This is a genomic window from Kocuria marina (genome assembly GCA_014652975.1).
Lineage (GTDB): Bacteria > Actinomycetota > Actinomycetes > Actinomycetales > Micrococcaceae > Kocuria > Kocuria marina.
In genome coordinates, this window is record BMZV01000002.1 from 508,907 (window position 1) to 532,082 (window position 23,176).

At 69.3% G+C, this 23,176-nt stretch carries 21 protein-coding genes, 1 tRNA gene, 1 pseudogene and 1 riboswitch; of the genes and pseudogenes, 2 read left to right on the forward strand and 21 right to left on the reverse strand.

Features of this window, described 5'->3' with window-relative positions; genetic code table 11:
• Position 1: 1 nt before the first annotated feature.
• The 14 genes from IE157_RS07420 to IE157_RS07485 form a co-directional block, all read right to left on the reverse strand.
• On the reverse strand, positions 2–187 hold the full coding sequence (locus IE157_RS07420) for a hypothetical protein (RefSeq protein ID WP_143470076.1): 186 nt from the start codon (positions 185–187) through the stop codon (positions 2–4).
• 163 nt (positions 188–350) lie between these two features.
• Positions 351–491, reverse strand: coding sequence for a hypothetical protein (locus tag IE157_RS07425; protein WP_156960893.1), 141 nt, complete (start codon positions 489–491; stop codon positions 351–353).
• A 338-nt stretch (positions 492–829) separates the two neighbouring features.
• A tRNA-Ala gene (locus IE157_RS07430) sits at positions 830–902 on the reverse strand.
• A 159-nt stretch (positions 903–1,061) separates the two neighbouring features.
• Positions 1,062–1,472: a ribosome silencing factor gene (gene rsfS, locus IE157_RS07435; RefSeq protein ID WP_193519584.1), complete on the reverse strand. Its 411-nt coding sequence runs from the start codon at positions 1,470–1,472 to the stop codon at positions 1,062–1,064.
• A gap of 32 nt (positions 1,473–1,504) precedes the next feature.
• Positions 1,505–2,437, reverse strand: a complete 933-nt coding sequence (locus IE157_RS07440; RefSeq protein WP_193519585.1) for a hypothetical protein — start codon at positions 2,435–2,437, stop codon at positions 1,505–1,507.
• Positions 2,434–3,120, reverse strand: coding sequence for a nicotinate-nucleotide adenylyltransferase (gene nadD, locus IE157_RS07445; RefSeq protein ID WP_082943274.1), 687 nt, complete (start codon positions 3,118–3,120; stop codon positions 2,434–2,436). The genes IE157_RS07440 and nadD overlap by 4 nt, the downstream gene beginning before the upstream one ends.
• A gap of 104 nt (positions 3,121–3,224) precedes the next feature.
• Positions 3,225–3,482 (reverse strand): hypothetical protein, encoded by a 258-nt coding sequence (locus IE157_RS07450; RefSeq protein ID WP_167318428.1) that lies wholly within the window; start codon positions 3,480–3,482, stop codon positions 3,225–3,227.
• 79 nt (positions 3,483–3,561) lie between these two features.
• Entirely contained in the window at positions 3,562–4,869 is a 1,308-nt protein-coding gene (locus tag IE157_RS07455) for a glutamate-5-semialdehyde dehydrogenase (protein WP_193519587.1), read from the reverse strand.
• A gap of 68 nt (positions 4,870–4,937) precedes the next feature.
• Positions 4,938–6,161 (reverse strand): glutamate 5-kinase, encoded by a 1,224-nt coding sequence (proB, locus tag IE157_RS07460; RefSeq protein WP_193519654.1) that lies wholly within the window; start codon positions 6,159–6,161, stop codon positions 4,938–4,940.
• A 49-nt stretch (positions 6,162–6,210) separates the two neighbouring features.
• The gene (gene obgE / locus IE157_RS07465) at positions 6,211–7,812 is read right to left on the reverse strand and encodes a GTPase ObgE (RefSeq protein ID WP_193519589.1); all 1,602 of its coding nucleotides are present in this window, start codon (positions 7,810–7,812) and stop codon (positions 6,211–6,213) included.
• A 151-nt stretch (positions 7,813–7,963) separates the two neighbouring features.
• Positions 7,964–8,218, reverse strand: a complete 255-nt coding sequence (rpmA, locus tag IE157_RS07470; RefSeq protein ID WP_035962177.1) for a 50S ribosomal protein L27 — start codon at positions 8,216–8,218, stop codon at positions 7,964–7,966.
• A gap of 46 nt (positions 8,219–8,264) precedes the next feature.
• Positions 8,265–8,576, reverse strand: a complete 312-nt coding sequence (gene rplU, locus IE157_RS07475) for a 50S ribosomal protein L21 (RefSeq protein ID WP_064846154.1) — start codon at positions 8,574–8,576, stop codon at positions 8,265–8,267.
• A gap of 237 nt (positions 8,577–8,813) precedes the next feature.
• Positions 8,814–10,367 carry a bifunctional hydroxymethylpyrimidine kinase/phosphomethylpyrimidine kinase gene (locus IE157_RS07480; protein WP_193519591.1) on the reverse strand — a complete coding sequence of 518 codons (1,554 nt, stop codon included), beginning with the start codon at positions 10,365–10,367 and terminating at the stop codon, positions 8,814–8,816.
• Positions 10,355–10,450: riboswitch (TPP riboswitch) on the reverse strand. Its footprint overlaps the gene before it by 13 nt.
• Positions 10,451–10,530: 80 nt before the next feature.
• Positions 10,531–13,848 carry an Rne/Rng family ribonuclease gene (locus IE157_RS07485; protein ID WP_193519593.1) on the reverse strand — a complete coding sequence of 1,106 codons (3,318 nt, stop codon included), beginning with the start codon at positions 13,846–13,848 and terminating at the stop codon, positions 10,531–10,533.
• A gap of 460 nt (positions 13,849–14,308) precedes the next feature.
• On the opposite strand from IE157_RS07485, the gene IE157_RS07490 reads away from it, so the two are divergent.
• Entirely contained in the window at positions 14,309–14,947 is a 639-nt protein-coding gene (locus tag IE157_RS07490) for a vitamin K epoxide reductase family protein (protein ID WP_318281382.1), read from the forward strand.
• Between the two features lie 20 nt (positions 14,948–14,967).
• Here the strand turns inward: IE157_RS07490 and IE157_RS07495 are convergent, their stop codons facing one another.
• From IE157_RS07495 to IE157_RS07520, 6 genes are all read right to left on the reverse strand, one after another.
• Positions 14,968–15,171, reverse strand: coding sequence for a hypothetical protein (locus IE157_RS07495; RefSeq protein ID WP_193519595.1), 204 nt, complete (start codon positions 15,169–15,171; stop codon positions 14,968–14,970).
• A gap of 16 nt (positions 15,172–15,187) precedes the next feature.
• Positions 15,188–15,601, reverse strand: a complete 414-nt coding sequence (ndk, locus tag IE157_RS07500) for a nucleoside-diphosphate kinase (RefSeq protein WP_064846151.1) — start codon at positions 15,599–15,601, stop codon at positions 15,188–15,190.
• Between the two features lie 118 nt (positions 15,602–15,719).
• A complete protein-coding gene (locus IE157_RS07505) occupies positions 15,720–16,163 on the reverse strand; it encodes a DUF4233 domain-containing protein (RefSeq protein WP_144930874.1) in 444 nt (147 codons plus the stop codon).
• A gap of 30 nt (positions 16,164–16,193) precedes the next feature.
• Complete coding sequence (locus tag IE157_RS07510; RefSeq protein WP_167318424.1) at positions 16,194–17,564, reverse strand: bifunctional folylpolyglutamate synthase/dihydrofolate synthase; 1,371 nt, start codon at positions 17,562–17,564, stop codon at positions 16,194–16,196.
• Positions 17,561–20,860 (reverse strand): isoleucine--tRNA ligase, encoded by a 3,300-nt coding sequence (gene ileS / locus IE157_RS07515; RefSeq protein WP_193519597.1) that lies wholly within the window; start codon positions 20,858–20,860, stop codon positions 17,561–17,563. Before ileS ends, IE157_RS07510 begins: the two co-directional genes overlap by 4 nt.
• A gap of 269 nt (positions 20,861–21,129) precedes the next feature.
• Positions 21,130–21,381, reverse strand: coding sequence for a nitrite reductase (NAD(P)H) small subunit (locus tag IE157_RS07520; RefSeq protein WP_305142994.1), 252 nt, complete (start codon positions 21,379–21,381; stop codon positions 21,130–21,132).
• Between the two features lie 30 nt (positions 21,382–21,411).
• On the opposite strand from IE157_RS07520, the pseudogene IE157_RS07525 reads away from it, so the two are divergent.
• A pseudogene (locus IE157_RS07525) lies at positions 21,412–21,864 on the forward strand (nitrite reductase (NAD(P)H)); the annotation flags it as partial.
• 116 nt (positions 21,865–21,980) lie between these two features.
• Here the strand turns inward: IE157_RS07525 and cobA are convergent.
• Positions 21,981–23,087: a uroporphyrinogen-III C-methyltransferase gene (gene cobA / locus IE157_RS07530; RefSeq protein ID WP_098055027.1), complete on the reverse strand. Its 1,107-nt coding sequence runs from the start codon at positions 23,085–23,087 to the stop codon at positions 21,981–21,983.
• Between the last annotated feature and the right edge of the window lie 89 nt (positions 23,088–23,176).

A 23,176-nucleotide genomic window follows, 5' to 3' on the forward strand; every position in this document is an offset into this window, starting at 1 on the left:
CTCAGTCGTGCCCGGAGCGAAGTGCGGCGTGCAGGGCCGCGAAACCCGCTTTGATCTCGGAGCGGTGCGGCTCCACGACCCCGCGGGCCCACTCCTTGGTGGTGTCCTCCACGTCATTGCCCCTGGCCGGCATGTCCGGCTCGTCGAGGAACGGCAGGGCGACCTCGGTCAGGTCAATGAGGTCCACGTCGGCGTCGTCACCGGTTGCCAACCCGGCGACCTGGTCCGCGATCTGACGGCGTGGGCGTGGTTCGGTCAGTCGCGCACGGAGGCGGTGGCGACCACGGGCATCCCCGTCCTACCGGCCACCTTGGCCAGGACGGTCGCATTACGGCGCAGGTCCGGGACGCTCAGACCCCGACGACCTGGAACAGGCCGCCCTGGTGGTCCACCAGCAGTAGAGCGACGTCCTCGGGATCGATCATCGGGAGGAAACCGTGGAAGGTGGGAAGGGCGGGGAAATCCGTCGACAGGGTGTTCTCGTGTCGCATTCCGGGGACCCGACGATGGGCCACCCCCAGAGTAGAGAGGGGCATATCTTCTTGCCCATGATGTGACGACCGCCCGGACACAATTTCCCCCGTGTCGAGCGTGAGAAAGGCCACGGAGTGCATCTGTGGTGCGATACGCACGCCCGGGACCCGGATCCATGTCTTTTCGGCACATATGTGTACCCGGCGTGTGGGGCGCGCACGCCACGGACGCGGAGGCCCCTCCTGGACCCTCGACCGACAACCACACCCGGCACGACAAACCCACCCGGACAGCGAAAAACCCGGATCCTCTTTCGAGGATCCGGGTTTCTCCGCCCGTCCGACGGGCCATTCGGTGGAGCTAAGGGGACTCGAACCCCTGACCCCCTGCATGCCATGCAGGTGCGCTACCAGCTGCGCCATAGCCCCGTACGACTCCGAAACCTTACCACGCTTCGGCCTGCCACGTTCACCCGGGATTCACTCCCGAACCACATCGTGGGACCATCGCGTTTCCAGTTCCCCGGAACGACTCGACCATCCTAGACAGTTTGCGCGAACTCGCGCAAATTGCCCGGCGGCGCGAGCTCAGACCGCGCGGGGAGCGGCGTCGTCCTCGATGTCCGCGGAGCCAGCCGATGGCAACTGGACGTCGATCGCCGGGCAGTCGCCCCACAGCCGTTCGAGGGCGTAGAAGGCACGGTCCTCGTCGTGGAGCACGTGGATCACGGCGTCCCCGTAGTCCAGGAGCACCCAGCGGCCCTCCCCCTTGCCCTCGCGGCGCAGGGGCCGACGGTCGTGCTGCTCGATGAGCGCCTCCTCCACGGCGTCCACCACGGCGGAGACCAGACGTTCGTTGGACGCGGAGGTCACCATGAAGACGTCCGTGATGGCGAGGCTCTCGCTGACGTCGAACGCGACGACGTTCTCGGCCTTCTTCTGGTCTGCGGCGCGCGCGGCGCTGCGCACGAGGTCGATGGATTCGGTGGTTGCAGTCACTGAAGTGTGCTGTCCTTTCGCATGGGTCGGTTTCACAGAACGAAGATCACGAGGGCCACCACGAGCGCCACGATCACGGCCACGAGTAGCGCGAGCACCACTCGGGTCGTGGACGTCCCGCGGGAATACGCCCCGGGTTCCAGCAGGGTCAGTCCCTCGGCGTCCACCGCGCGCACCGGCTCGGCGGGAGGAGCCACGGTCTCGGACCGCGTTTCGGGGGTCGACGACGCCGCTCCCGCTGCGGCCTCGTGCGTCCCCTCGGGTGTGTGGTCCCGGTGCGGGGCCTGGATCACGGGGATCCGGGAGGTCTCGGTGACCGGTCCGTAGCGCACGGGTGAGGCCGGGAGGGACGCGGGGTCCGCGAGACTCTTCCCCAGGCTCACCCCCGTCGCCTGGGTCATCAGGGCCGGCGGGAAGGTGATGGTGAAGTACTCCGGCTCCGGCTCGTCGTGCACGGGTTGCGGCGGGGTGACCGGCGCCTGGCCGATCCCGGGTGCGGCGGGAGCGTGACCCGACGACACGGTGTCCCCTGGCACGGAGCCCTCGGATGCCGGACGAGCCAGTGCCTCCCCGGCGGGGCCACTTGCTGCGGGTCCGTTCCCCAAAGCGGTGGGCTCTTCAGCGGTGGCCCGCTCAGCGGCCTGCCGGTCCTGTTCATTGGCCGCCGCGGCGCGCATCGCGAGATCCGCGAGACGACGCTGGGTGGCGAGCAGGGCGTCGTCGACCTCTCCCCCGCCCGTGCGCTCCGATTCCTGGATCTGCCGGGCGTGCTCGACCATCTCACGCTGCAGCCGCGCGAGTCGCCGGGGCCCCAAGGGCTTGACGGTACCCGTGTGCTGGGGGGTGTCCAACTCGATCACGGGAGCCGGCGGGGCCACCCACTCCTGCTGTCCCGTGGCCGGGTGGACGGCCCACGGGCATTCCTGGGGGTTCGCGACTCGGTTCTTCTCGGGGGGTGTGCTCACGCGGTGCTCCTGTGACCCGGGGCGGGGACCCCGGGCGAATCCGTGGGGGCGGATGAGGGGGTGCCGGCATCCTGTGCCACAGGGGTGCCGGATGCGGTCTCCGGGTCCACATCGGGATCGGTGGAACCGCGGTAGAGGCCGTACTTGTTGATGTACTGCACGACCCCGTCCGGGACCAGGTACCACACAGGCTTGCCCGCCGCCACGCGGGCACGGCAGTCCGTGGAGGAGATGGTCATGGCGGGGACGTTGAGCAGCGACACGCTCTCCGAGCCCACGGGCGCGGAGAGCACGTGGCCCGGGCGGGTCACACCCACGAACGTAGCCAAGGACCACAGCTCATCGGTGCCCTTCCACGTGAGGATCTCCGCCATGGCGTCCGCGCCGGTGATGAAGAACAGCTCGGCGTGGGGACGCAGGGTGCGCAGGTCCCGCAGGGTGTCGATCGTGTACGTGGGTCCGGAACGGTCGATGTCCACGCGGGACACCGTGAACCGCGGATTGGACGCCGTGGCCACCACGGTCATGAGGTAGCGGTGCTCGGCGTCGGAGACGTCCTGCCCGGCCTTCTGCCACGGTTCACCCGTGGGGACGAAGACGACCTCGTCCAGGTCGAAGACCGCGGCGACCTCCGACGCCGCTACAAGGTGCCCGTGGTGGATGGGATCGAAGGTCCCGCCCATGACTCCCAGCCGGGTCACACCCGGCCTGCGCGGGGGGATGTCCAGTTCCGTCTCGGCCGCGGTCACTGACGCGCTGAGGGGATTCACTCGTGCCGATCTGTCGGTCAATGGCGCGGGGCGGCGTGCACCCGGTCGAGCATGGCCTGCTCCTCCGCGGGCAGCTGCGCGGGGTCCTCGTACTCACCGACGGCCGGGGCCTTGCCACGGGACACGAAGGACATGGAGATGAAGAGCATGATCAGGAACAGGATGAACGCGACGATGCCGAAGACCGGCGCCATGGCGTGCAGCTCTTCGTTGATGGAGTGCCCCTCCTCGGCCGCCAGGACGGTGACGTTGGACAACAGGTACAGCGAGCTCATGCGGTTCCCTTCTGTGGCCGGCGGCGCCGGTCGGTGAATGCGACGAACGTCCCGGGTGACGTCCGTTCCATGGTACGTCTCACGGACGCACGTGGCCGTCACCCTGGACGACCCACTTGGTGGTGGTCAGCTCCTCCAGCCCCATGGGACCGCGCGCGTGCATCTTCTGCGTGGAGATCCCGATCTCCGCACCCAGTCCCAATTGGCCGCCGTCCGTGAAGCGGGTGGACGCGTTGACCATGACCGCCGCGGAGTCGATCTCCGCGGTGAAACGTTCCGCGTTAGCCAGGTCGTTGGTCACGATCGCCTCGGTGTGGCCCGTGGAGTACGTGCGGATGTGCTCGATCGCATCGTCGATGCCGTCCACGACCTTCACGGCCATGTCCATGTCCAGGTACTCGGTTGCCCAGTCCTCGTCCGTGGCCTGCAGGTGGTCCGATCCCGGGGGCAGCAGCGCTGCGGCGCGGTCGTCCACGTGCAGGGTCACACCGGCCTTGTCGAGTGCGGCGAGCACCTCGCGGGATGTCTCCCGCGCCCCGCTGTGCAGCAGCAGGGTCTCGGCGGAGTTGCACGTGGAGGTGCGGTGCGTCTTGGAGTTCACGGTGAGCTTGGCGGCCATCTGCGCGGGCGCGGACTCGTCGATGAACACGTGCACGTTGCCCTCGCCCGTCTCGATGACCGGGACGGTCGCGCTGGTCACCACGGACTGGATGAGTCCACGGCCGCCGCGCGGAATGAGCACGTCCACCTTCCCGCGCGCACCCATGAGGGCGTTGGCGCCGTCGCGACCGTAGTCGTCCACGGTCTGCACGCAGTCCACGGGCAGCTTGGCGTCCGCGAGGGCGTCCCGAAGGATGCCCACGAGCGCCCGGTTGGAGTCGAAGGCCGCCGAACCACCGCGCAGCAGCACCGCGTTACCGGACTTCACGGCGATCCCGGCGATGTCCACGGTCACGTTCGGGCGGGCCTCGTAGATCACGCCCACCACTCCCATGGGCACGCGCACCTGGCGCATGCGCAGCCCGTTCGCGAGCGTCTGCCCGCGCACCACGGAGCCCACGGGATCGGGCAGAGCCGCGAGTTCCCGCAGCGCGTCCGCAAGACCCGTGATGCGGGTACGGTCCAGCTTGAGCCGGTCCAGCAGCGCGGTGGAGATCCCTGACTCGCGCCCGCGTTCCAGGTCCCGCGAATTGGCCTCGAGAACGGTGTCGGCGCGGGCCTCGATCCGATCGGCCATGATGTTCAGCGCGCGGTCCTTCCATGCGCGCGGGGCGCGGGCGAGCGTGCGGGCGGCCACCCGGGCGTCGTCAGCCATCAGGCCGACCCCGGCCACGGGATCGTCCCCGAAGGTCTCCTGCGCGGTCAGTGCGGACGTGTTCTCGGCCACTGTTCCTCCTGCGGATCGTGGTGCGGGCGCGCGGCGCCCACGGTTCAGGTTAGGGGTTGGACGTGCGGTCAGACGGTTCGTTTCAGCTTGGTCCTCGCCGAACGGGGCCGCATGGTCACGAGGTTGTCCACGTGCACGAGCTCGCGGGCGTAGTCCTCACCGAACTCCTCCCCCAGTTCGTGTGTGCGTTTGCCGAGCATCCCGGGGACCTCGTTCGAGGCGTAGTTGATCAGCCCGTGGGCCACTTCCTTTCCGTGGGAATCCACCATGGCCACGGGATCGCCCGCAGTGAACTTCCCGGACACCTCGGTGACACCGGCCGCGAGCAGCGAGCGACGACCGCGAATGGCCTCCACCGCGCCGTCGTCGAGGGTCAGGGTGCCCTTGATGTCCGCGAGGTGCGCGAGCCACAGCAACCGCACGTTGCGCCGCCCGCCGGTCGTGGCGAACCATGTGCCCACGTCGTCGCCGGCCAGCGCACTCTCGATGTTCGCGGCGGAGGTCACGAGCGCGGGGATGCCAGACGACGCCGCGATGCGCGCCGCCTGCACCTTGGTCACCATCCCGCCCGAGCCCACGCCCGCGCGGCCGATCGTGCCGATCTCCACGCCTTCGAGATCCGTGATGGGATCCTCGACGGTGGGGATGCGCTCCCCGCCGTCCTTGGGGGGCCGGGTGTAGAGCGCGTCCACGTCCGAGAGCAGCAACAGCGCGTCCGCCTTGATCAGGTGCGCCACGAGCGCAGCGATGCGGTCGTTGTCGCCGAACTTGATCTCGTGGGTGGCCACGGCGTCGTTCTCGTTGACGATCGGCAGGATCCCCAGGTCCAGCAACCGTTCGATCTGACGATGCGCGTTCTTGTACTGCGAGTGGCGCATGAGGTCCTCGGCCGTGAGCAGCACCTGACCCACCGTGACGTCGTAGCGCGCGAAGTAGTCGGTGTAGCGCGAGATCAACAGACCCTGTCCCACGGAGGCCGCGGCCTGTTTGGTGGCGAGGTCCTTGGGCCGGCGGGACAGTCCGAGCGGCTGCAGCCCCGCGGTGATCGCACCCGAGGAAACGAACACGACCTCCACGCCCTGCGCCTTGACCCGGCCGAGCGCGTCCACGATGCTGCGCAGCGCGTTCTCATCGATCGAGTTCTCGATCGAGGTCAGGGACGAGGACCCCACCTTGACCACCACGCGCCGGGCCATGGGCAGATCCGCACGGCGGGTGATGGGAGAGCGGCGGTTCTTCCCCCGGCTCTCGGTGCTCAGCTGGATCGCGGACTTGGCCGCTTGCTGCTCCATGGCCGGGACATCGATCGTCTCGGTGGGGGTCTTCTCCACGTGGGGCGTGTCACTCACTGTCGTGCGTCTCCTTCGGCTCGGAAGTACGGCGTCGATCTCGCGCGTCGTCCACGGACTCGGTCCAGATCCCGGCGCGGCGCTGCTCCTCGAGCTCCGCGCGGGCCTCGGCCTTGGCGTCCATGCGGTCGTAAAACTGTTCCCGCTTCTCGCGGCGCGTGGGCCGGGACGTGTCCTCGAGGCGCAGGTCGGAACCGCGCGGGCCGCCGAGCAGTTCGGCGCCGCCCACCATGGTGGGCTCCCAGTCGAAGACCACACCGTTGTCCTCGGGGCCGATCAGCACCGCGTTGCCCGGGCGGGCGCCGATGCGGAACAGTTCGTCCTCGATCCCGAGTTTCGCGAAGCGGTCCGCGAGGTATCCCACGGCTTCGTCGTTGTTGAAATCGGTCTGCTGCACCCACCGTTCGGGTTTCACGCCGCGCACGTGGTACAGCGGCTCCCCCGCCCGGTCCTCGCGGGTGATCTCGAACTCCTTGCGGTCCTTCCCTCGACGACGCCGCACGGGTTCCGGGCGCAGCACGGTCTCCGCGCGGCGCTGCTCCTCCCGCTGTTCCTCCTGCTCGCGGGCACGGGAGACGAGCTCGGCCATCGCGAAGCCCAGTTCCCGCAGTCCGGCGTGCGAGGCCGTGGAGATCTCGAAGACCGGGTAGCCGCGTTCCTCGAGTTCGGGACGGATGAACTCGGCCAGTTCCCGTGCCTCGGGCACGTCCACCTTGTTCAGGGCCACGAGTCGGGGGCGCTCGGTCAGCGGGATCGTGGTGGGGTCGTCGTCGCGGATGGCCTCGGCGTAGTGGGACAGTTCCTGTTCGAGGGCGTCCAGGTCGCTCAGCGGATCCCGTCCGGGTTCGAGCGTGGCGCAGTCGATCACGTGCACGAGTGCGGCGCAGCGCTCCACGTGCCGCAGGAACTCGAGTCCCAACCCCTTGCCCTCCGAAGCACCCGGGATCAACCCCGGCACGTCCGCCACGGTGAAGCGGGTGTCACCCGCCTGGACCACACCCAGGTTGGGCACCAGGGTGGTGAACGGGTAGTCCGCGATCTTGGGGCGCGCGGCACTCATGGCCGCGATCAGACTCGACTTGCCCGCGGAGGGGAAGCCCACCAGGGCGATGTCCGCGATGGACTTCAGTTCGAGCTCGACCTGGTGTTCCTCACCGGGCACACCGAGCAGAGCGAAGCCCGGGGCCTTGCGCTTAGGCGAGGCCAGTGCGGCATTGCCCAGTCCGCCCTGGCCGCCACCGGCCAGCACGAACTCACTGCCCTCACCGAGCAGGTCCGCGAGCACGTTGCCCTGCCGGTCCTTGACCACTGTGCCGTCCGGGACGGACAGCACGAGGTCCTGGCCCTTGAAACCGTGGCGCATGTCCCCCTTGCCGGGCTCACCGTTGGGGGCCTTCTGGTGGGGTGCGTGGTGGAAACCCAACAGCGTGGTGGACTGACCGTCCACACGCAGGATCACCGAACCACCGTCGCCGCCGTTGCCGCCGTCCGGGCCGCCCAGGGGCTTGAACTTCTCGCGCTTGACGGACACGCAGCCGTGGCCGCCGTTACCGCCCGTGGCGTGCACGATCACTCGATCTACAAAACTAGCCACGCGGCTCCTCGGTGGTAGGGGTCACCTGCTGCGAGCGGGTCGACCGGGGTCTTCTGAAAAGACTAGAGGGTGAGCGCGTGAAGCGCCCACCCTCTAGTGGTCGCCGCCACGGGGTCGTGGCGGCGGGTGGACCCAGGGGTCCGAATGAGAATTACTCGGCGGTCTGAATGTTGACCACGCGGCGACCGCGGCGGGTGCCGAATTCGACGGCGCCAGCGGCCAGGGCGAACAAGGTGTCGTCCTTGCCGCGGCCCACGTTCACGCCCGGGTGGAAGTGCGTGCCGCGCTGGCGGACGATGATCTCGCCGGCGTTAACGGACTGGCCGCCGAAGCGCTTCACACCCAAGTACTGGGCGTTGGAGTCACGGCCGTTGCGAGTGGAGCTCGCACCCTTCTTGTGTGCCATGGTGTGTGCCTACCTTCGTTGGAAACGTATGTGGGGAGCCGGATACTCAGGCGTCGATGCCGGTGACCTTGACGGTGGTCAGTTCGGCGCGGAAGCCCTGACGCTTCTTGTAACCGGTCTTGTTCTTGTACTTCATGATCGAGATCTTGGGACCGCGCAGGTCCTCGACGATCTCGGCGGTGACCTTGACGTTCGCCAAGGTCTTGGAGTCGGAGGTGACCTTGTCCCCATCGACCAGCAGCAGCGCAGGAAGCTCTACGGTGCTGCCTGCCTCGCCGGCGACGCGGTCAAGGGTCACGAGGTCTCCGATGGAAACCTTCTCCTGGCGGCCGCCTGCGCGGACAATCGCGTACACCACTTGGGAACTCACTTCTCTCGACATCTATGGACTACGTGTGTGGGTCGGGCGTACTCCTGGAGGACTGCGAATGTCGAGACATCACGCCGCGGTGATCCATGACCGACCGCATTCTCCGCGTGGCTATCGCATCGATTCAGGATGTCCGCCCGAGTGTGCCGCAACCTGGTGCGTGAACTGGATATGACACACACCGGCGCTCGGCACCGACACCCCAGCCTACCCGATCACCCGAAGTCACGCCAGTTGCGCCGCGGCGCGCCGCTCGCCCTCCGGCGACGTCGCCGGGGTCGTCTGCGCGAAGAAGGCCAGCTCGAGCGCGCACGCCCGGTGGAACGCGCGGCGCATGTGCTCCCTGGTGGCCGGGTCCGCGTGGGCGGCCTCCCGGTCCACGATCTCGCGCACCGACTCGGTCGCGGTCTGGAAGTCGGGATCGTCGTACGTGCTGAGCCAGTCGGCGAACGGGTGCTGCGGTCCCGCGACGCGGGCACGACGGGTGAGCTCCGCACCCACGTGGGCGTAGAGCCAGTAGCACGGCAGGATCGCGGCGGAGCCCACCGCGAAGCCGTCCTGACCCGTGCGCGCCAGCAGGAAGTCCGCGTAACTGCTCGTGACGTCACTCGGCGGCATGGGCTCCCGGTCCCCGAGCCGGGCGCGATGCAGCGCGGACTCGACCGAGACCACGGAGGCCGACGCCGCGGCGAAGTGTTCGCGCGAACGCTCATCCGGGGCGGAGGCCGCGAGCAGGGCCAGCGCCCGGGAGTAGTACTGCAGATATTGCATGTCCTGGTCCAGGTACAGCTCGAACTCGCCCGGGTCCAGGGTGCCGTCCCCGAGGCCCCGGATGAACGCCAGGGCGGCAATGCGTTCACGCACCGGGGCGCTCTCCTCCCACAGTTCGTCAGTGAACCGGGGGCCCTCGGATTCCGCGGCGGCCGTCATCACGAACGCCGGATCCGTGACGAGGTGCTGGACGTGGTGCATGTGGTGCACGGGACCGTTGCCGTGACCCACGTGCAACTCGTCCGCGCCGCGCAGTGCACCGCGCAACCATGTGCGGGCCGTGCGGATCGCCTCGGGCCAGTCCCCGGTCCGCGCCACGACCGTGGCCACCGCGGAGGACAGCGAGCACCCGGTGCCGTGGGTGTTACGCGTGTGCACCCTGCGACCCTCGAACAACGCGGCGGGTTCGTCCTGGCCGGGGAGCAACAGGGCGTCCGGGGTCGTGTCCCCGGCCAAGTGGCCACCTTTCACGAGGACCCGGGTATGGAACGCCGCCGCGACCGCGCGTCCCTGCTCGAGCGCCTCGTCCCAGGTCGCGGCCACGGGGCGCTCGGCCAGCACCGCGAGTTCCGGGAGGTTGGGGGTGATCAAATTCGCGTGGGGCAGCAGCTCCCGCAGGGCCCGTTCGGCGTCCGGACGCAGCAGGCGCCCACCGGTCGTGGCGACCATGACGGGGTCGATCACGACCACGGGTGCGCGCCCCACCATGAGCCAGTCCCGGACCGTTTCAATGACCTCCACGGAGCCGAGCATCCCCACCTTGATCGCGTCCAGGGTGACGTCCCCGGCGACCGCGTCCAGCTGGTCCCGCAGGACCTGGACGGGTGGGGTGTGTACGCTCACGACGCCCCGGGTGTTCTGGGCGACCACTGCGGTGATCACACTCAGCCCGTACCCGCCCAGTGCGGCGATGGATTTCAGGTCCGCGGCGTGACCCGCCCCGCCCGTGGGATCGGTTCCGGCAATAGAGAGGACGCGGGGTATGGCGGTAGAAGGCGTGGTGTCCACGACAATCCCTTCGCTAGTACGAGCTAGATCAGGTTCGACGGGTGTGTTCTCAGCCGCAGTGCGCAGCACCCCGTGTGTGTGTCCCCGATCATGCCACAGGGGCACCCGGAATCCCGGGTGCCCCTGCAGTGCCCGCGTGGCGATGGATCCAGCCGCCGGTCACTCAGTCCTGCTTGCCGGTCATCGTGATGTCCTGGGCCTTGATGCCCACACCCACGATGGTGGGCTGGTCACCGGACGCCGCGGGGGTCGCGGCCCCGGCCTCCGCGGTGAAACGGCTGACCTGCCGTTCCTGCGTGTACTCGTGGGTCTCCACCCTCGCGGTTCCGGGCGCGGCCGCCGGCGCCACGGCACGCCGCGACCCACGACGCCGTCGGGCCGGAGCCGCCGGCGCCTCCGCCGGCCGGTTCCCGCCGGCGGACGACGCCGCCCCGGAACTCTGCTGCTGCGCGGCACTCGTCTGCCCTGTACTGGATTGCGCAGTCCCGGAGTTCGACGGCGCGTGTCCGGCGGCCGACCGCTTCGACACCGCCTCCCGCGGCTGGGGCGCGGCGTCCGCATCCTGAACGGCACCCTCGGTCGAGGTTTCGTCCTCGCCCGCATCCGTGAACGCGGCGCTCAGCGAATCCAGGGACAGGGCCTCCTGGGTGCCCTCGCTCCCCCGCTGCTCAGACTGCCCGTGGGGCAGTTCGATGACCTCGCCGTGGATCGTGAGGCTCGCGGACGAGTCCCCACCGGAACGGTCCTCGGACCGGGAATCCCCGCGCGAGTCGTTCCCGGAACCGTCCCGGCCGGAACCGTCGTTCTGCACGGCGTTGTCCTCGCCCTGCTGACCGCGACCGCGGCTGCGCTTGCCGCGGCGCTTGCGGCGACGGCGCCCGCCCTCGGACTCCCCGTGGGAGTTCTCGGACGCGTGCTCCCCGCCCTGCTGACCGCGGGAGGTCTGCTGCTCCTGGGAACCGGTGTCCTCGGCCTGCCCGCCCCCGGACTGCGGTGCGGTGCCCTGGGAAGCATTCCGTGCGGCGTCGTCGGACTCGTCGTGGGAGGAGGCCGCGGCGATGTTCGCTAACGCCGTGCGGGTGGCCTCCACGCGCGCCTGGTCCGGCTCGTCCGAACCGTGGTGCTGGTTGCCGTTCCTGGGCTTGTCCTGCGCACCGTTGTGCTGCTTGTTGCGCGAACGCTTACGCTCGTGTCGAGTGCCGCGCTGGTCGGAGGGAGCCGCGCCGGAGCGGCCCTTCAAGGGGTGGTCGTGGACCACGACGCCGCGGCCCGCGCATTCCTCGCACGGCTCGGAGAAGACCTCGAGCAACCCCGTACCCATGCGCTTGCGCGTCATCTGCACGAGACCCAGGGAGGTCACCTCGGCCACCTGGTGCTTCGTGCGGTCCCGGCCCAGGCACTCCACGAGCCGGCGCAGTACGAGATCGCGGTTGGACTCCAGAACCATGTCGATGAAGTCCACCACGATGATCCCGCCGATATCACGCAACCGCAGTTGCCGCACGATCTCCTCGGCGGCCTCGAGGTTGTTCTTGGTCACGGTCTCCTCGAGGTTGCCCCCGGAGCCCGTGAACTTGCCGGTGTTGACGTCCACCACGGTCATGGCCTCGGTGCGGTCGATCACGAGCGATCCGCCGGAGGGCAGGAAGACCTTGCGCTCGAGGGCCTTCTGGATCTGCTCCTCCACGCGCATGTGCTCGAAGAGGTCGTCATCGCCGGTCCAGCGCTCGAGGCGGTCCAGCAGGTCGGGCGCCACGTAGGTCACGTAAGCCTCGATGTTGTCCCACGCCTGCTCGCCCTGGACCACCATGGCGGAGAAATCCTCGTTGAAGACGTCCCGCACGGTCTTGATGGTCAAGTCCGGTTCCGCGTACAGCATCTCCGGGGCCAGCGTCTTGGTGGACTTGGCCTTGTCCTGGATCTGCTCCCACTGCGAGCGCAGCCGGTTGATGTCGTTGGTCAGCTCGGTCTCGGAGGCACCCTCCGCCGCAGTGCGCACGATCACGCCCGCACCCTCCGGCAACCGGTCCTTGAGGATCTTCTTCAGTCGCTGGCGCTCCACGTCCGGGAGCTTGCGGGAGATCCCCGTCATGGAACCGCCCGGGACGTAGACGAGGTAGCGACCGGGCAGGGACACCTGGCTCGTGAGCCGAGCACCTTTGTGCCCCACGGGGTCCTTGGTGACCTGCACGAGCACGGTGTCCCCGGACTTCAGGGCGTTCTCGATCTTGCGGGGCTTGCTGCCCAGCTCGGCGGCGTCCCAGTCCACCTCACCGGCGTAGAGCACGGCGTTGCGGCCCCGGCCGATGTCCACGAAGGCGGCCTCCATGGACGGCAGCACGTTCTGCACCTTGCCCACGTACACGTTGCCGATCAGCGAATCCTGCTGGGTGTGCGAGACGAAGTGCTCGGCAAGGATCCCGTCCTCGAGCACACCGATCTGGATCCGGTCGTCCTTCTGTCGCACGAGCATCTTGCGCTCCACGGATTCGCGCCGGGCCAGGAACTCGGCCTCGGTGATCACGTGGCGGCGGCGGCCGAACTGCCGGGACTCACGACGACGCTGACGCTTGGCCTCGAGCCGCGTGGAGCCCTTGACCCCGGTCACCTCGTCGCTGCCCGTGCCCTCACCGGCACCGCGCGGGGCGCGGACCCGGGTCACCGAGCCGTCGGACTCGTCCACGAGTTCCATGTCCTCGTCACCGCGACGCCGCCGGCGACGCCGCTTGCTCGTGACCTCGCCGGACTTGTCGTCCTCGCTGTCCACGTCCTTGCGTGCGGCCCGCTCGGCCTCGCGCTGGGCGTCGCGTTCCTTGGCGGCCTCGCGCAGTCGGGCAGCCTGCTCCTCGGCGGCACGGCGGATCTCGTCCGGGTCCGGGGCATGGAACATGAGGGAGGCGCCGGGACCGAAGGCCCCGAAGTTCTCCTGGGTGCTGGGCTGGTCGTTCGCGGACTTCTCGACCTGTACAGTCTGCGCGTCCGTCTGTTCCGAGGTGTCGGTCTGCTCGTCGCTCGTCTCGGCCGAGCCGGTTCCTTCGCCGGCCTGCGTCGTCTGCTCGGGCCCGTCGGCGCGCAGAGCGGCCTGCTCATCCGTCTCGCGGGCGCTCTCAGCGGCGTCACCGGCTGCGTCCTCGACATCGAGCGCGATCTCGTCCTCGATACTCTCCGCGGGCTGCTCGGCCTCGGGGATCTCGGCCACTGGGATCTCGCGCGCGGGCGTGTGCGCAACGCCAGCATCGTCGGAAGCGGTGGCCGCGGAATCGGACGTCCCCGGATCCTCGGCGGACGCGTCGGTCGTCGCGGGTTGCCCGGTAGCGGTGTCGGCGGGCACGGCGGCGTCGGGCTCGGAATGGGGAACGGCGGCGTCGTCGGCCGGTGCATCAGGCGTGACGGCGGGGTCGGTGGTGGTGCTGTCCTCGACGGGGGTGGTGGCGGCAGTCTCGAGGGGTGACTGTTCCGCGTTGTCCTTCTCAGGTTCCATGTGAAGTTGTGCTCCTGCTCGGGACACCGCCCGCACCCGGGCCCGAGGTGTGCTCGGTCGGTCGAGCCGGTGTTCGCCACGCGGCCGCCGGAAGTCAAAGTCGTACTCGCGGGCGCGGCGTGTGTTACGCACACTGTCCGCGAGCCGGCGGATGCCCGAGTCGCTGGGTCCGTGGGGACCGCGAACTTGCCCCGCTCCGGACGCGCTCGATCCTGTGAGAGCGCGGGTCCGTACCGAGGGAGATCGGTGTTCCTGCCGGGCCGGTTCCTCACGTGCGGCTGAGGCCCGACCATTGGCAGTATCTCACAGTCACCCCGGGCCGGGGCGCATTCCGGGTGGTCCGGACCACATTCCACCGGCCGGACCACAGCGCGTGTACGGGGTGTGTGCCGACGTCACCCGCCGCCACGGGCGGCCCGCGCCCGGTGGGTCGTCATGCGCGTGGTCTACGATCGGGCACGTGAGCCCAACTTCCGCGACCACCCCCCTGACCGACCGGACACCCGAGACGACTCCGGCCCCCGCCACCCGTTCGGACCGCTCGTGGGCCGTGCTCGCGGTGATCTTCTCGATCGTGGGTTTCGCCGCATCGGCCGTGCTCGTGGCGGAACGGCTCGCGATCTACAAGGACGCAGGACACCGCACGAGCTGCGACATCAACGCGTGGCTCTCGTGCGGCACGGTCATGCGCACCCCGCAGGCGGAGCTCTTCGGCTTCCCCAACCCGTTCATCGGGATCGTGGCGTACGCCGTGGTGATCGCCGTGGCCGTGGGCGTGCTCGCCGGCGCACGCTACGCCAGCTGGTTCTGGTGGTTGCTGTGGCTGGGGATCGCCGCCGGCTCGGTGTTCACCCTGTGGCTGTGGTGGCAGACCACTTTCAACATCAACGCCCTGTGCCTGTACTGCATGATCGTGTGGTGCGCCCAGACCCTGTTGCTCGCGCATACGACGGCGCGGATGCGCCGCGCCGGCCTGATCGGTTCCTCGCGTGGCACCGCCGCCGGTTCCGCCGCGTGGGCGTGGCTCCTGGGCATCGGGGTGCTCGTGATCGTCTTCGGGATCATCGCGGTGCGCTTCTCGACCGCGATCTTCGCCTGAGCCGTTCACCGACGCCGCGCTCAGACGGCGTGCGCCTCGAACACCATGATGGGGTGCGTGCCGTCGAATGGCGTCCGCTGCCAGTCGCCCCGAACCGCGTCGACCTCGAACCCGGCGCGCCGTAACTGATCGGTCAGGATGCCGCGGTCACGAAAGGCCTGGTCCGGCCCGTCGGGGTTGTCCCCGTCGTACAGGTCGACGATCCGCGGGTCGTAGTCGGTCATGGATCCCGCGTTCAGCTCAGCTGAACCAGATGCCGATCTCCCGCTCGGCAGACTCGGGCGAATCGGAGCCGTGCACGAGGTTCTTCTGCACCTTCTCGCCCCAGTCCCGACCCAAATCGCCGCGAATGGTACCGGGGGCGGCCGTGGTGGGCTCGGTGGCACCGGCGAGGCTGCGGAAGCCCTCGATGACCCGGTCCCCCTCGACCACGGCGGCCACGACGGGCCCGGAGAGCATGAACTCCACGAGCGGCTCGAAGAACGGCTTGCCCTGGTGCTCCTCGTAGTGCCGCTCGAGAATCTCGCGGGTCGCCGTCACGAGCTCGAGTTGCGCGAGCGTATAGCCCTTGGCCTCGATGCGGGCCAGGATCTGCCCGGTCAGGCCGCGCTGGACGCCGTCCGGCTTCACGAGGACGAGGGTGCGTTGCGTCATGTGCTTCTCCTTGCTGTGGACCCACGCGGAGTCCTCGGTCGATCAGGTTCCGTTCCGAGCCTAACGGCCTGCGGTCCCCGCGCGGCAACGCCCGGGGACCGCGGCCGGGAGACGGTGATCACGTCAGGGGGTTCTCGGCCTCCCAGCGGCGTTGTTCCTCCGCGCGCCGCACGTTCTCACGATCCATCGCGCCACCCTTGACCACGGCGTACCACCAGGCCAGGGCGCACAACACGCCGATCACGAACATTGAGGGCACGAGCACTCCCGTGGCGATGAGCACGACCTGCAGCACCCACCCGAGGGTGTACCCCCACGGCTTGCGCAGGAGGCCGCACGCCAGCAGGAACACCAGGGCGAGCACCACCGATCCGCCCATGAGCCACAGTTTCCCGGCCGTGCTCCAGTCCCGCGCCGTGAGTCCGAACGCCGCGAGGGCGGCGAAGAACACGATGAACGCCTCGATGGAGAGCACGCTCGAGGCGAACATCGTCTTGATCGAGCGTGGCTTCTTGGGTTGGCCAGGACGCCATTCGCGCTGGGCCTTGGTCATGCGGGCCATCGGGCTCCTTCCGTGGTCGGGGCGGCGGGCTCAGAGTCCGAGCAGCACACGGGCCTCACCCACCACGGTGATGGACCCGGTGACGAGCACCGCGCCGTCGAACTGCTCGCGGGCCGCGGCGTCCTGGATGGCCGCGGCGCACGCGTCGTCCAGTCGCTCGCTCACGTGCACGGCGTCCTCGTCGAAGCCCATCTCCTCGGCGATCTCCGCGAGTTCCTCGGGTGCCACAGCGCGCGGGGACTGGGAGCGGGTGCACCACAGTTCGAGCTCGAACTCGTGGTACTCGTCCACGAGCACGCGCATCATCTCCGCAGCGTCCTTGTCTCGCAGCACGCCCACCACCAGGTTGAGCTTGGTAAACGTGAAGGCCTCGCGCACCGCGGTCGCCGAGGCCAGCAGACCGTGCGGGTTGTGGGCCGCGTCCAGGATCACAGGCGGTGCCTTGCGGGCGAGCTCGAGCCGGCCCGGCGAGGAGACCGCACCCAGTCCCGTGGCCACGAGCTCGGGGTTCAGGGGCTTGTCCCCTCCCCCCACGAACGCCTCGACGGCGGCCACGGCCACCGCGGCGTTCTGGGCCTGATGGGCCCCGAACAGCGGCAACATGAGATCCGGGTACTCCCCCGCGAGCCCCTGCACGGTGATGACCTGGCCGCCCACCGCGGTGGAACGCCCGGTCACGGCGAACTCCACGCCCTCGAACCGGAACGGGTCACCGAGTTCCCGGGCCCGGTCCAGCAGGACCTGCGCGGCCTCGGGTTGCTGCGCCGCGCTCACGAGGAAGCCCTGGGGCTTGATGATCCCGGCCTTCTCCCGGGCGATCTGCCCCACGGTGTCCCCGAGCATGGTTGTGTGGTCCAGCCCGATCGGGGTCACCACGGACACCGCGGCGTCCGCCACGTTGGTCGCGTCCCACGTGCCACCGATGCCGACTTCAAGGACCATGACGTCCACGGGTTCGTCCGCGAAGACCGCGAACGCCAGGACCGTAAGGGTCTCGAAGTACGTGAGGCGGGGAGCGCCGTCGGCCTCGAGCTGTCGGTCCACGAGCTCGAGGTACGGGGCAATCTCAGAGTAGATCCGCACGAACGTCTCGTCCGGGACGGGTTCGCCGTCGATGCTGATCCGTTCCGTGACGCGCTCGAGGTGCGGGCTCGTGTACCGGCCCACGCGCAGGTCGTGGGCGAGCAACAGCGACTCGATCATCCGGGCCGTGGACGTCTTGCCGTTGGTCCCGGTCACGTGCACCACGGGTGCGCTGCGGTGCGGATCCCCGAGCGCGGCGACCGCGGCGGCCACGGCGTCCAGTCGCGGCGCCATCCTGTCCTCCGGCGCCCGACTCAGCAGGTGCTGGTAGATATTCTCGACCGATGCGAAGTCCTCGTGCTCCTGGGCCCCGCTCACGCGTCGATCACCGCCACGGTCACGGACGGCTCGTCCGCTTCCAAGAGCTCGAGCTCGCGGGACAGGGTCTCGGACTGCACGAGCTCGCGGTTCGCGGCCACGGCGGCCACGGTCTGCGCGTCCGCGGCGACGTGGGTGCGGATCCGGTCCGAGACCTGCAGGTCCGCGTCCTTCCGGGCCTGCTGGATCGCACGGATCATGTCCCGCGCCACGCCCTCGGCGCGCAGTTCATCCGTCAGTTCGGTGTCCAGGACCAGGAACCCGCCGCCGGGCAGAACGGTCACGGCGCGCGCGGAGTCCGCCGCGGCGTCGTCGACGACCGTGACGAGTTCGTACTCGCCCTCCTGCAGGGGCACGGAGCCGGCGACGACGACGCCGTCCGCGGAGACCGACCAGTCACCGTTCTTGGTGGCCTTGATGACCTGCTGGACCTGCTTGCCCAGGCGCGGGCCCGCCGCGCGGGCGTTGACCTTCAACTCCTGGGAGATACCGTGGTCCGCGGCGCTGACCTGCTCCGAGTCCTCGAGCGTGACGGACCTGAGGTTCAACTCATCGGCGATGATCTCCTGGAACGTGCCCTCTAGGGCATGCGCCCCGGGCACGGCCACGGTCATGCCCGCGAGCGGTTGCCGCACGCGCAGGTTGTGGGTCTTGCGCAGACCGGACCCGGCCGAGCAGATGGCGCGCGTGCGCTCCATGGCCGTGAGTAGGGCCTCGTCCCGCGGGAACAGGGAGGCATCCGGCCAGTCGGTCAGGTGCACGGAGCGCCCACCCGTAAGACCGCGCCAGATCTCCTCCGTGACGAGCGGCAGCAGCGGGGCGGCCACGCGGCACACCGTCTCGAGGCACGTGTACAGCACGTCGAAGGCCTGGGTGTCCTCCTCGAAGAACCGCTCGCGGGAACGGCGCACGTACCAGTTGGTGAGGGTGTCCATGTAGGAGCGCAACCGCTCGGCACCGGCCCAGATGTCGTAGTCGTCGAACAACCGCTTGACGTCCGTGACGAGCGCGCCGGTCTCCGCGAGGATGTAGCGGTCCATCACGTGATCGGCGTCGTGGCGCAACTGGGCGTCGTAGCCCGCTCCCCCGTTCGCGGCGTTCGTGTACAGACCGAAGAAGTGGTACACGTTCCACAGCGGCAACATCATCTGGCGCACGCCGTCGCGGATGCCCTGCTCGGTGACGATCAGGTTGCCGCCGCGCAGGATGGGCGAGGACATCAGGAACCAGCGCATGGCGTCCGAACCGTCCCGGTCCAGGACCTCGTTGACGTCCGGGTAGTTCTGCAGCGACTTGGACATCTTCTGCCCGTCCGAACCCAGCACAATCCCGTGGGAGATCACGTTGCGGAACGCGGGGCGGTCGAACAGCGCGGTGGCCAGGATGTGCAGCGTGTAGAACCAGCCGCGGGTCTGACCGATGTACTCCACGATGAAGTCACCCGGGTTGTGGGTCTCGAACCACTCCCGGTTCTCCATGGGGTAGTGCACCTGGGCGTACGGCATGGACCCGGAGTCGAACCACACGTCCAGCACCTCGGGCACGCGGCGCATCACGGACTCGCCCGTGGGGTCGTCCGGGTTGGGCCGGGTCAGGTCGTCGATCCACGGCCGGTGCAGGTCCACCTCGCCCTGGGCGTTGCGCGGAAGTCGGCCGAAGTCCCGCTCCAGCTCCGCGAGGGAACCGTAGACGTCCCGGCGCGGGTAATGGGGGTCGCTCGATTCCCACACCGGGATGGGTGAACCCCAGTAGCGATTGCGAGAGATGGACCAGTCACGGGCGTTCTCGAGCCACTTGCCGAACTGGCCGTCCTTGACGTTATCGGGGATCCAGTTGATCTGCTGGTTCAGCTCGACCATCCGGTCCTTGAACGCGGTCACGCTCACGAACCACGAGGACACCGCGCGGTAGATCAGGGGGTTACGGCAGCGCCAGCAGTGCGGGTACGAGTGCTCGTAGGAGGCCTCCCGCAGCAGCGCGCCGCGGGCTCGGAGGTCCCGGACCACGGTGCGGGCCACGTCCTTGTCGAACACGTTGTGCCCGGCGAGTTCCCCGAGCGGCGCGCCCTGCGCGAGGGACTCGTCCGTGAAGAAATCGTAGAACCGTCCGCTCTCGTCCACGGAGAGCACCACGGGGATGTCGTGGGCGGCGCACACCATCTGGTCGTCCTCGCCGTATGCGGGGGCCTGGTGCACGATGCCCGTGCCGTCCGTGGTGGACACGTACTCGGCCACGAGGATCTGCCACGCGTTCTGCGTCCCGAAGCGCTCGGCGTCCGTGAAGTAGTCCCACAGCGGCCGATACCGGATTCCGCCCAGCTGCTCGCCCGTGTAGTGGGCGGTGACGGCGTCCGCGACGGCCGCGGCGTCGTCGTACCCGAACTCCTTGGCGTACCCGCCCGCGAGCTCCGCGGCCACGAGGAAGCGGCGCCCGGCCAGGTCGCCGGCACCGGGGACCAGGACGTAGTCGATGTGCGGACCGACCGCGAGCGCCTCGTTGGTGGGCAGGGTCCAGGGGGTCGTGGTCCAGGCGATGGCCTCCGCGCCGGCGAGTTCGGCGGCCACGGCGGGATCGGTGGCCCACGAGGTGTCCTCGGAGAGCGTGAACGCCACGGTCACGGAGGGGTCCTGGCGGTTCTTGTAGACGTCGTCGTCCATGCGCAACTCGTGGTTGGACAGGGGCGTCTCGTCGTTCCAGCAGTACGGCAGCACGCGGTAGCCGGAGTAGACTAGACCCTTGTCATCCAGGGCCTTGAACGCGCTGATCACGGACTCCATGTAGTCCACGTTCAGGGTCTTGTAGTCGTTGTCGAAGTCCACCCAGCGGGCCTGGCGGGTCACGTAGTCCTGCCACTCGGACGCGTACTTCAACACGGAGGCGCGGCAGGCGTCGTTGAACTTGTCGATGCCCATGGCCTCGATGTCCTGCTTGTCGGTCATCCCGAGCTGCTTCATGGCCTCGAGTTCGGCCGGCAGTCCGTGGGTGTCCCACCCGAAGCGACGCTCCACGCGCCGGCCCTGCTGCGTCTGGTAGCGGGCCACGAGGTCCTTGACGTAGCCGGTCAGCAGGTGGCCGTAGTGGGGCAGGCCGTTGGCGAAGGGCGGGCCGTCGTAGAACACGAACTCGTTGGACCCGTGGTCCCCGCGGTCGCGCTGGTCGATGCTCGCCTGGAAGGTGTGGTCCTGTTTCCAGTAATCCAAGACGCGCTCCTCGACCGCGGGGAAACGCGGCGCGGAGGGCACCCCGTGTGCGCTGGGGTCGGTGCTCGCCTTGGGATACACGAAGGATTCGGTCACGGTGCTCCATCCTGAGGGGTGTGTGGTTCAGGATGCGAGGACGCTCGGGCGCGCGGGGCGCCGGTGGCGCGGTACCACCTCGCTTACCCGCGGTGGCATCGGCACAGCCGACGACGCCGCGAGTCGCTCGTTGGGGGCTGTCACGGGCCCGAGTCGTCCGGTTCTACTGGGGCGCGGTGCCTGTTCTTCCGGAAGGGCTCCCCGGTGATGGCCGGATCGACACCCGTGCGCGCAGGGCGCACCCCGCCATAATACCCCGACGGGAGGGACTACTCGCCCTGCTCGCCGCCGCCCTGTTCGTCTCTCCCGGACACCACCACCAGGACCCGGCCGTCCTGCACGCGCACCGGGTGGACGGGCAGCGTGTACTCCGCGCCGGACACGCACCGCCCGGTCGCGAGGTCGTAGGTCTCCTTGTACAGGGGTGAGGCGACCGTGTGGTACTGCCCCGTGCGCCCGATGATCCCCCGGGCCATCACGAGCGCCCGGGAGCGGGGGTCCCTGTGGTCGGTCGCGAACACGAGGTCGTCATTGGTGCGGAACACCGCTCGCTCGACGGCGGCCGCGGGACCCTGCAGGACACCAACGACCGCACCATGGCCAACAGGCAGAAGGACGGCACCTACTCCGTGATCCCCCGCATCCCCGGGGGCGAGATCACTCCCGAGAAGCTGGGCGTGCTGGCCCGGGTGGGTCAGGAGTACGGGCTGTACACCAGGATTACGGGTGCCCAGCGCATCGGGCTCTACGGGGCCCGCCTGGAGCAGCTGCCGACGATCTGGAAGAAACTCGTGGACGCCGGATTCGAGTCCGGTTCCGCGTACGGCAAGGCGCTGCGCAATGTGAAGTCGTGCATCGGCAGTTCGTGGTGCCGCTTCGGTGTGCAGGACTCGGTGGCGCTCGCCGTGGACCTGGAGAACCGCTACCGCGGGCTGCGCTCACCCCACAAGTTCAAGTTCGGGGTCTCGGGCTGCAGCCGCGAGTGCGCCGGAGGACGTGGACGCGCGCATGTACGTGCTCGAACGCGAACAGATCCGCCGGCCACCCCCGAGGAGATCGCCCGGTCCGAGGTCGGTGAGGAGCACAAGGTGGTGGTGTCCGGGGCGAAGATCCCGGTGGGTCAGCCCTCCTGAGCCGACTCCTGGGGGCCGGGGGTCGCGCATGACTTCTGCGCGAGCGCCGCGACCCGGCCCACCACGATCACCGCGGGAGCAGTGACCTCGCGCTCGCGGGCCACGCAGGCGATTGTGTCCAGCTGCGCCACGGTCGTGCGCTGGGTTGGGGTCCAGCCCCGCTCCACGACCGCGACCGGGGTGTCTGCGGGGTAGCCCGCGGCCATGAGCAGCTCGGCGTTATGTTCGAGACCCCGCACGCCCATCATGAGGATCAGGGTGTGCCCGTCCCGGTACGGCACGTGACGCAATTGCTGGTGCGCGGTGATGACGGTGAACCCGTGGGTCATGTCCCGGTGGGTCACGGGGATCCCCGCCGCGGCGGGGACGGAGATCGCCGAGGTCACACCCGGCACCACCTGGGTGGCCACACCGTGGGCCCGGCAGAACTCGACTTCCTCGCCACCGCGGCCGAACACGTACGGGTCCCCACCCTTGAGCCGCACGACCCGCAGTCCGAGTTTCGCCTGCTCCACGAGGGTCTCGTTGATCCGGTCCTGCGTGTACTTGTGGTACCCGGCGCGCTTGCCCACGTCGATGATGCGGGCGTGCCGGGCGAGCTCTGGTAGGAGGTCCGTGGGGCCGAGCCGGTCCGCGACGATCACGTCCGCGTCCGCCAACAGTTGCCGTCCGCGCACCGTGAGCAGTCCGGGGTCGCCGGGTCCTCCGCCCACCAGCGCCACTGTCCCGGGTTCCTGAGTGACCGGTGCCCGAGTGTCGGCTGCGCGATCGGGCCTGGGCGCGGCGTCGTCCGCGACGCACAGGACCCGACGCTCTTCCGCCGCGAGCGCCACCCGCTCCCGTTCCCCGGAGTCCGAGACGTGGAGGAAGACGAGCCACGCGCCGCCGAGGTCGTCGGGGCGGAACGCGCGCTCGTGCCACGTGAGACCGGGTGAGCTCGTGAGGTCCCGCAACGTGTCATGCAGATCAGGTGCCACGAGGTCCACGAGGGCGCCCTCGGCGAGCAAGGACCGCGTCCGACGCGCGGCGTCCGGTCCCCCACCGACCACTAGCACGGCGCGTCCGGCGAGGTTCAGCCCCAGGGGGTAGGTCATGGTCGGGAGCTCTCCTCGGGTGCGGGCGGATCATCGCCATGCTACGCCGCGGGCCGCCTCTACTGACCTCGGACGTCACATCCGCGGGG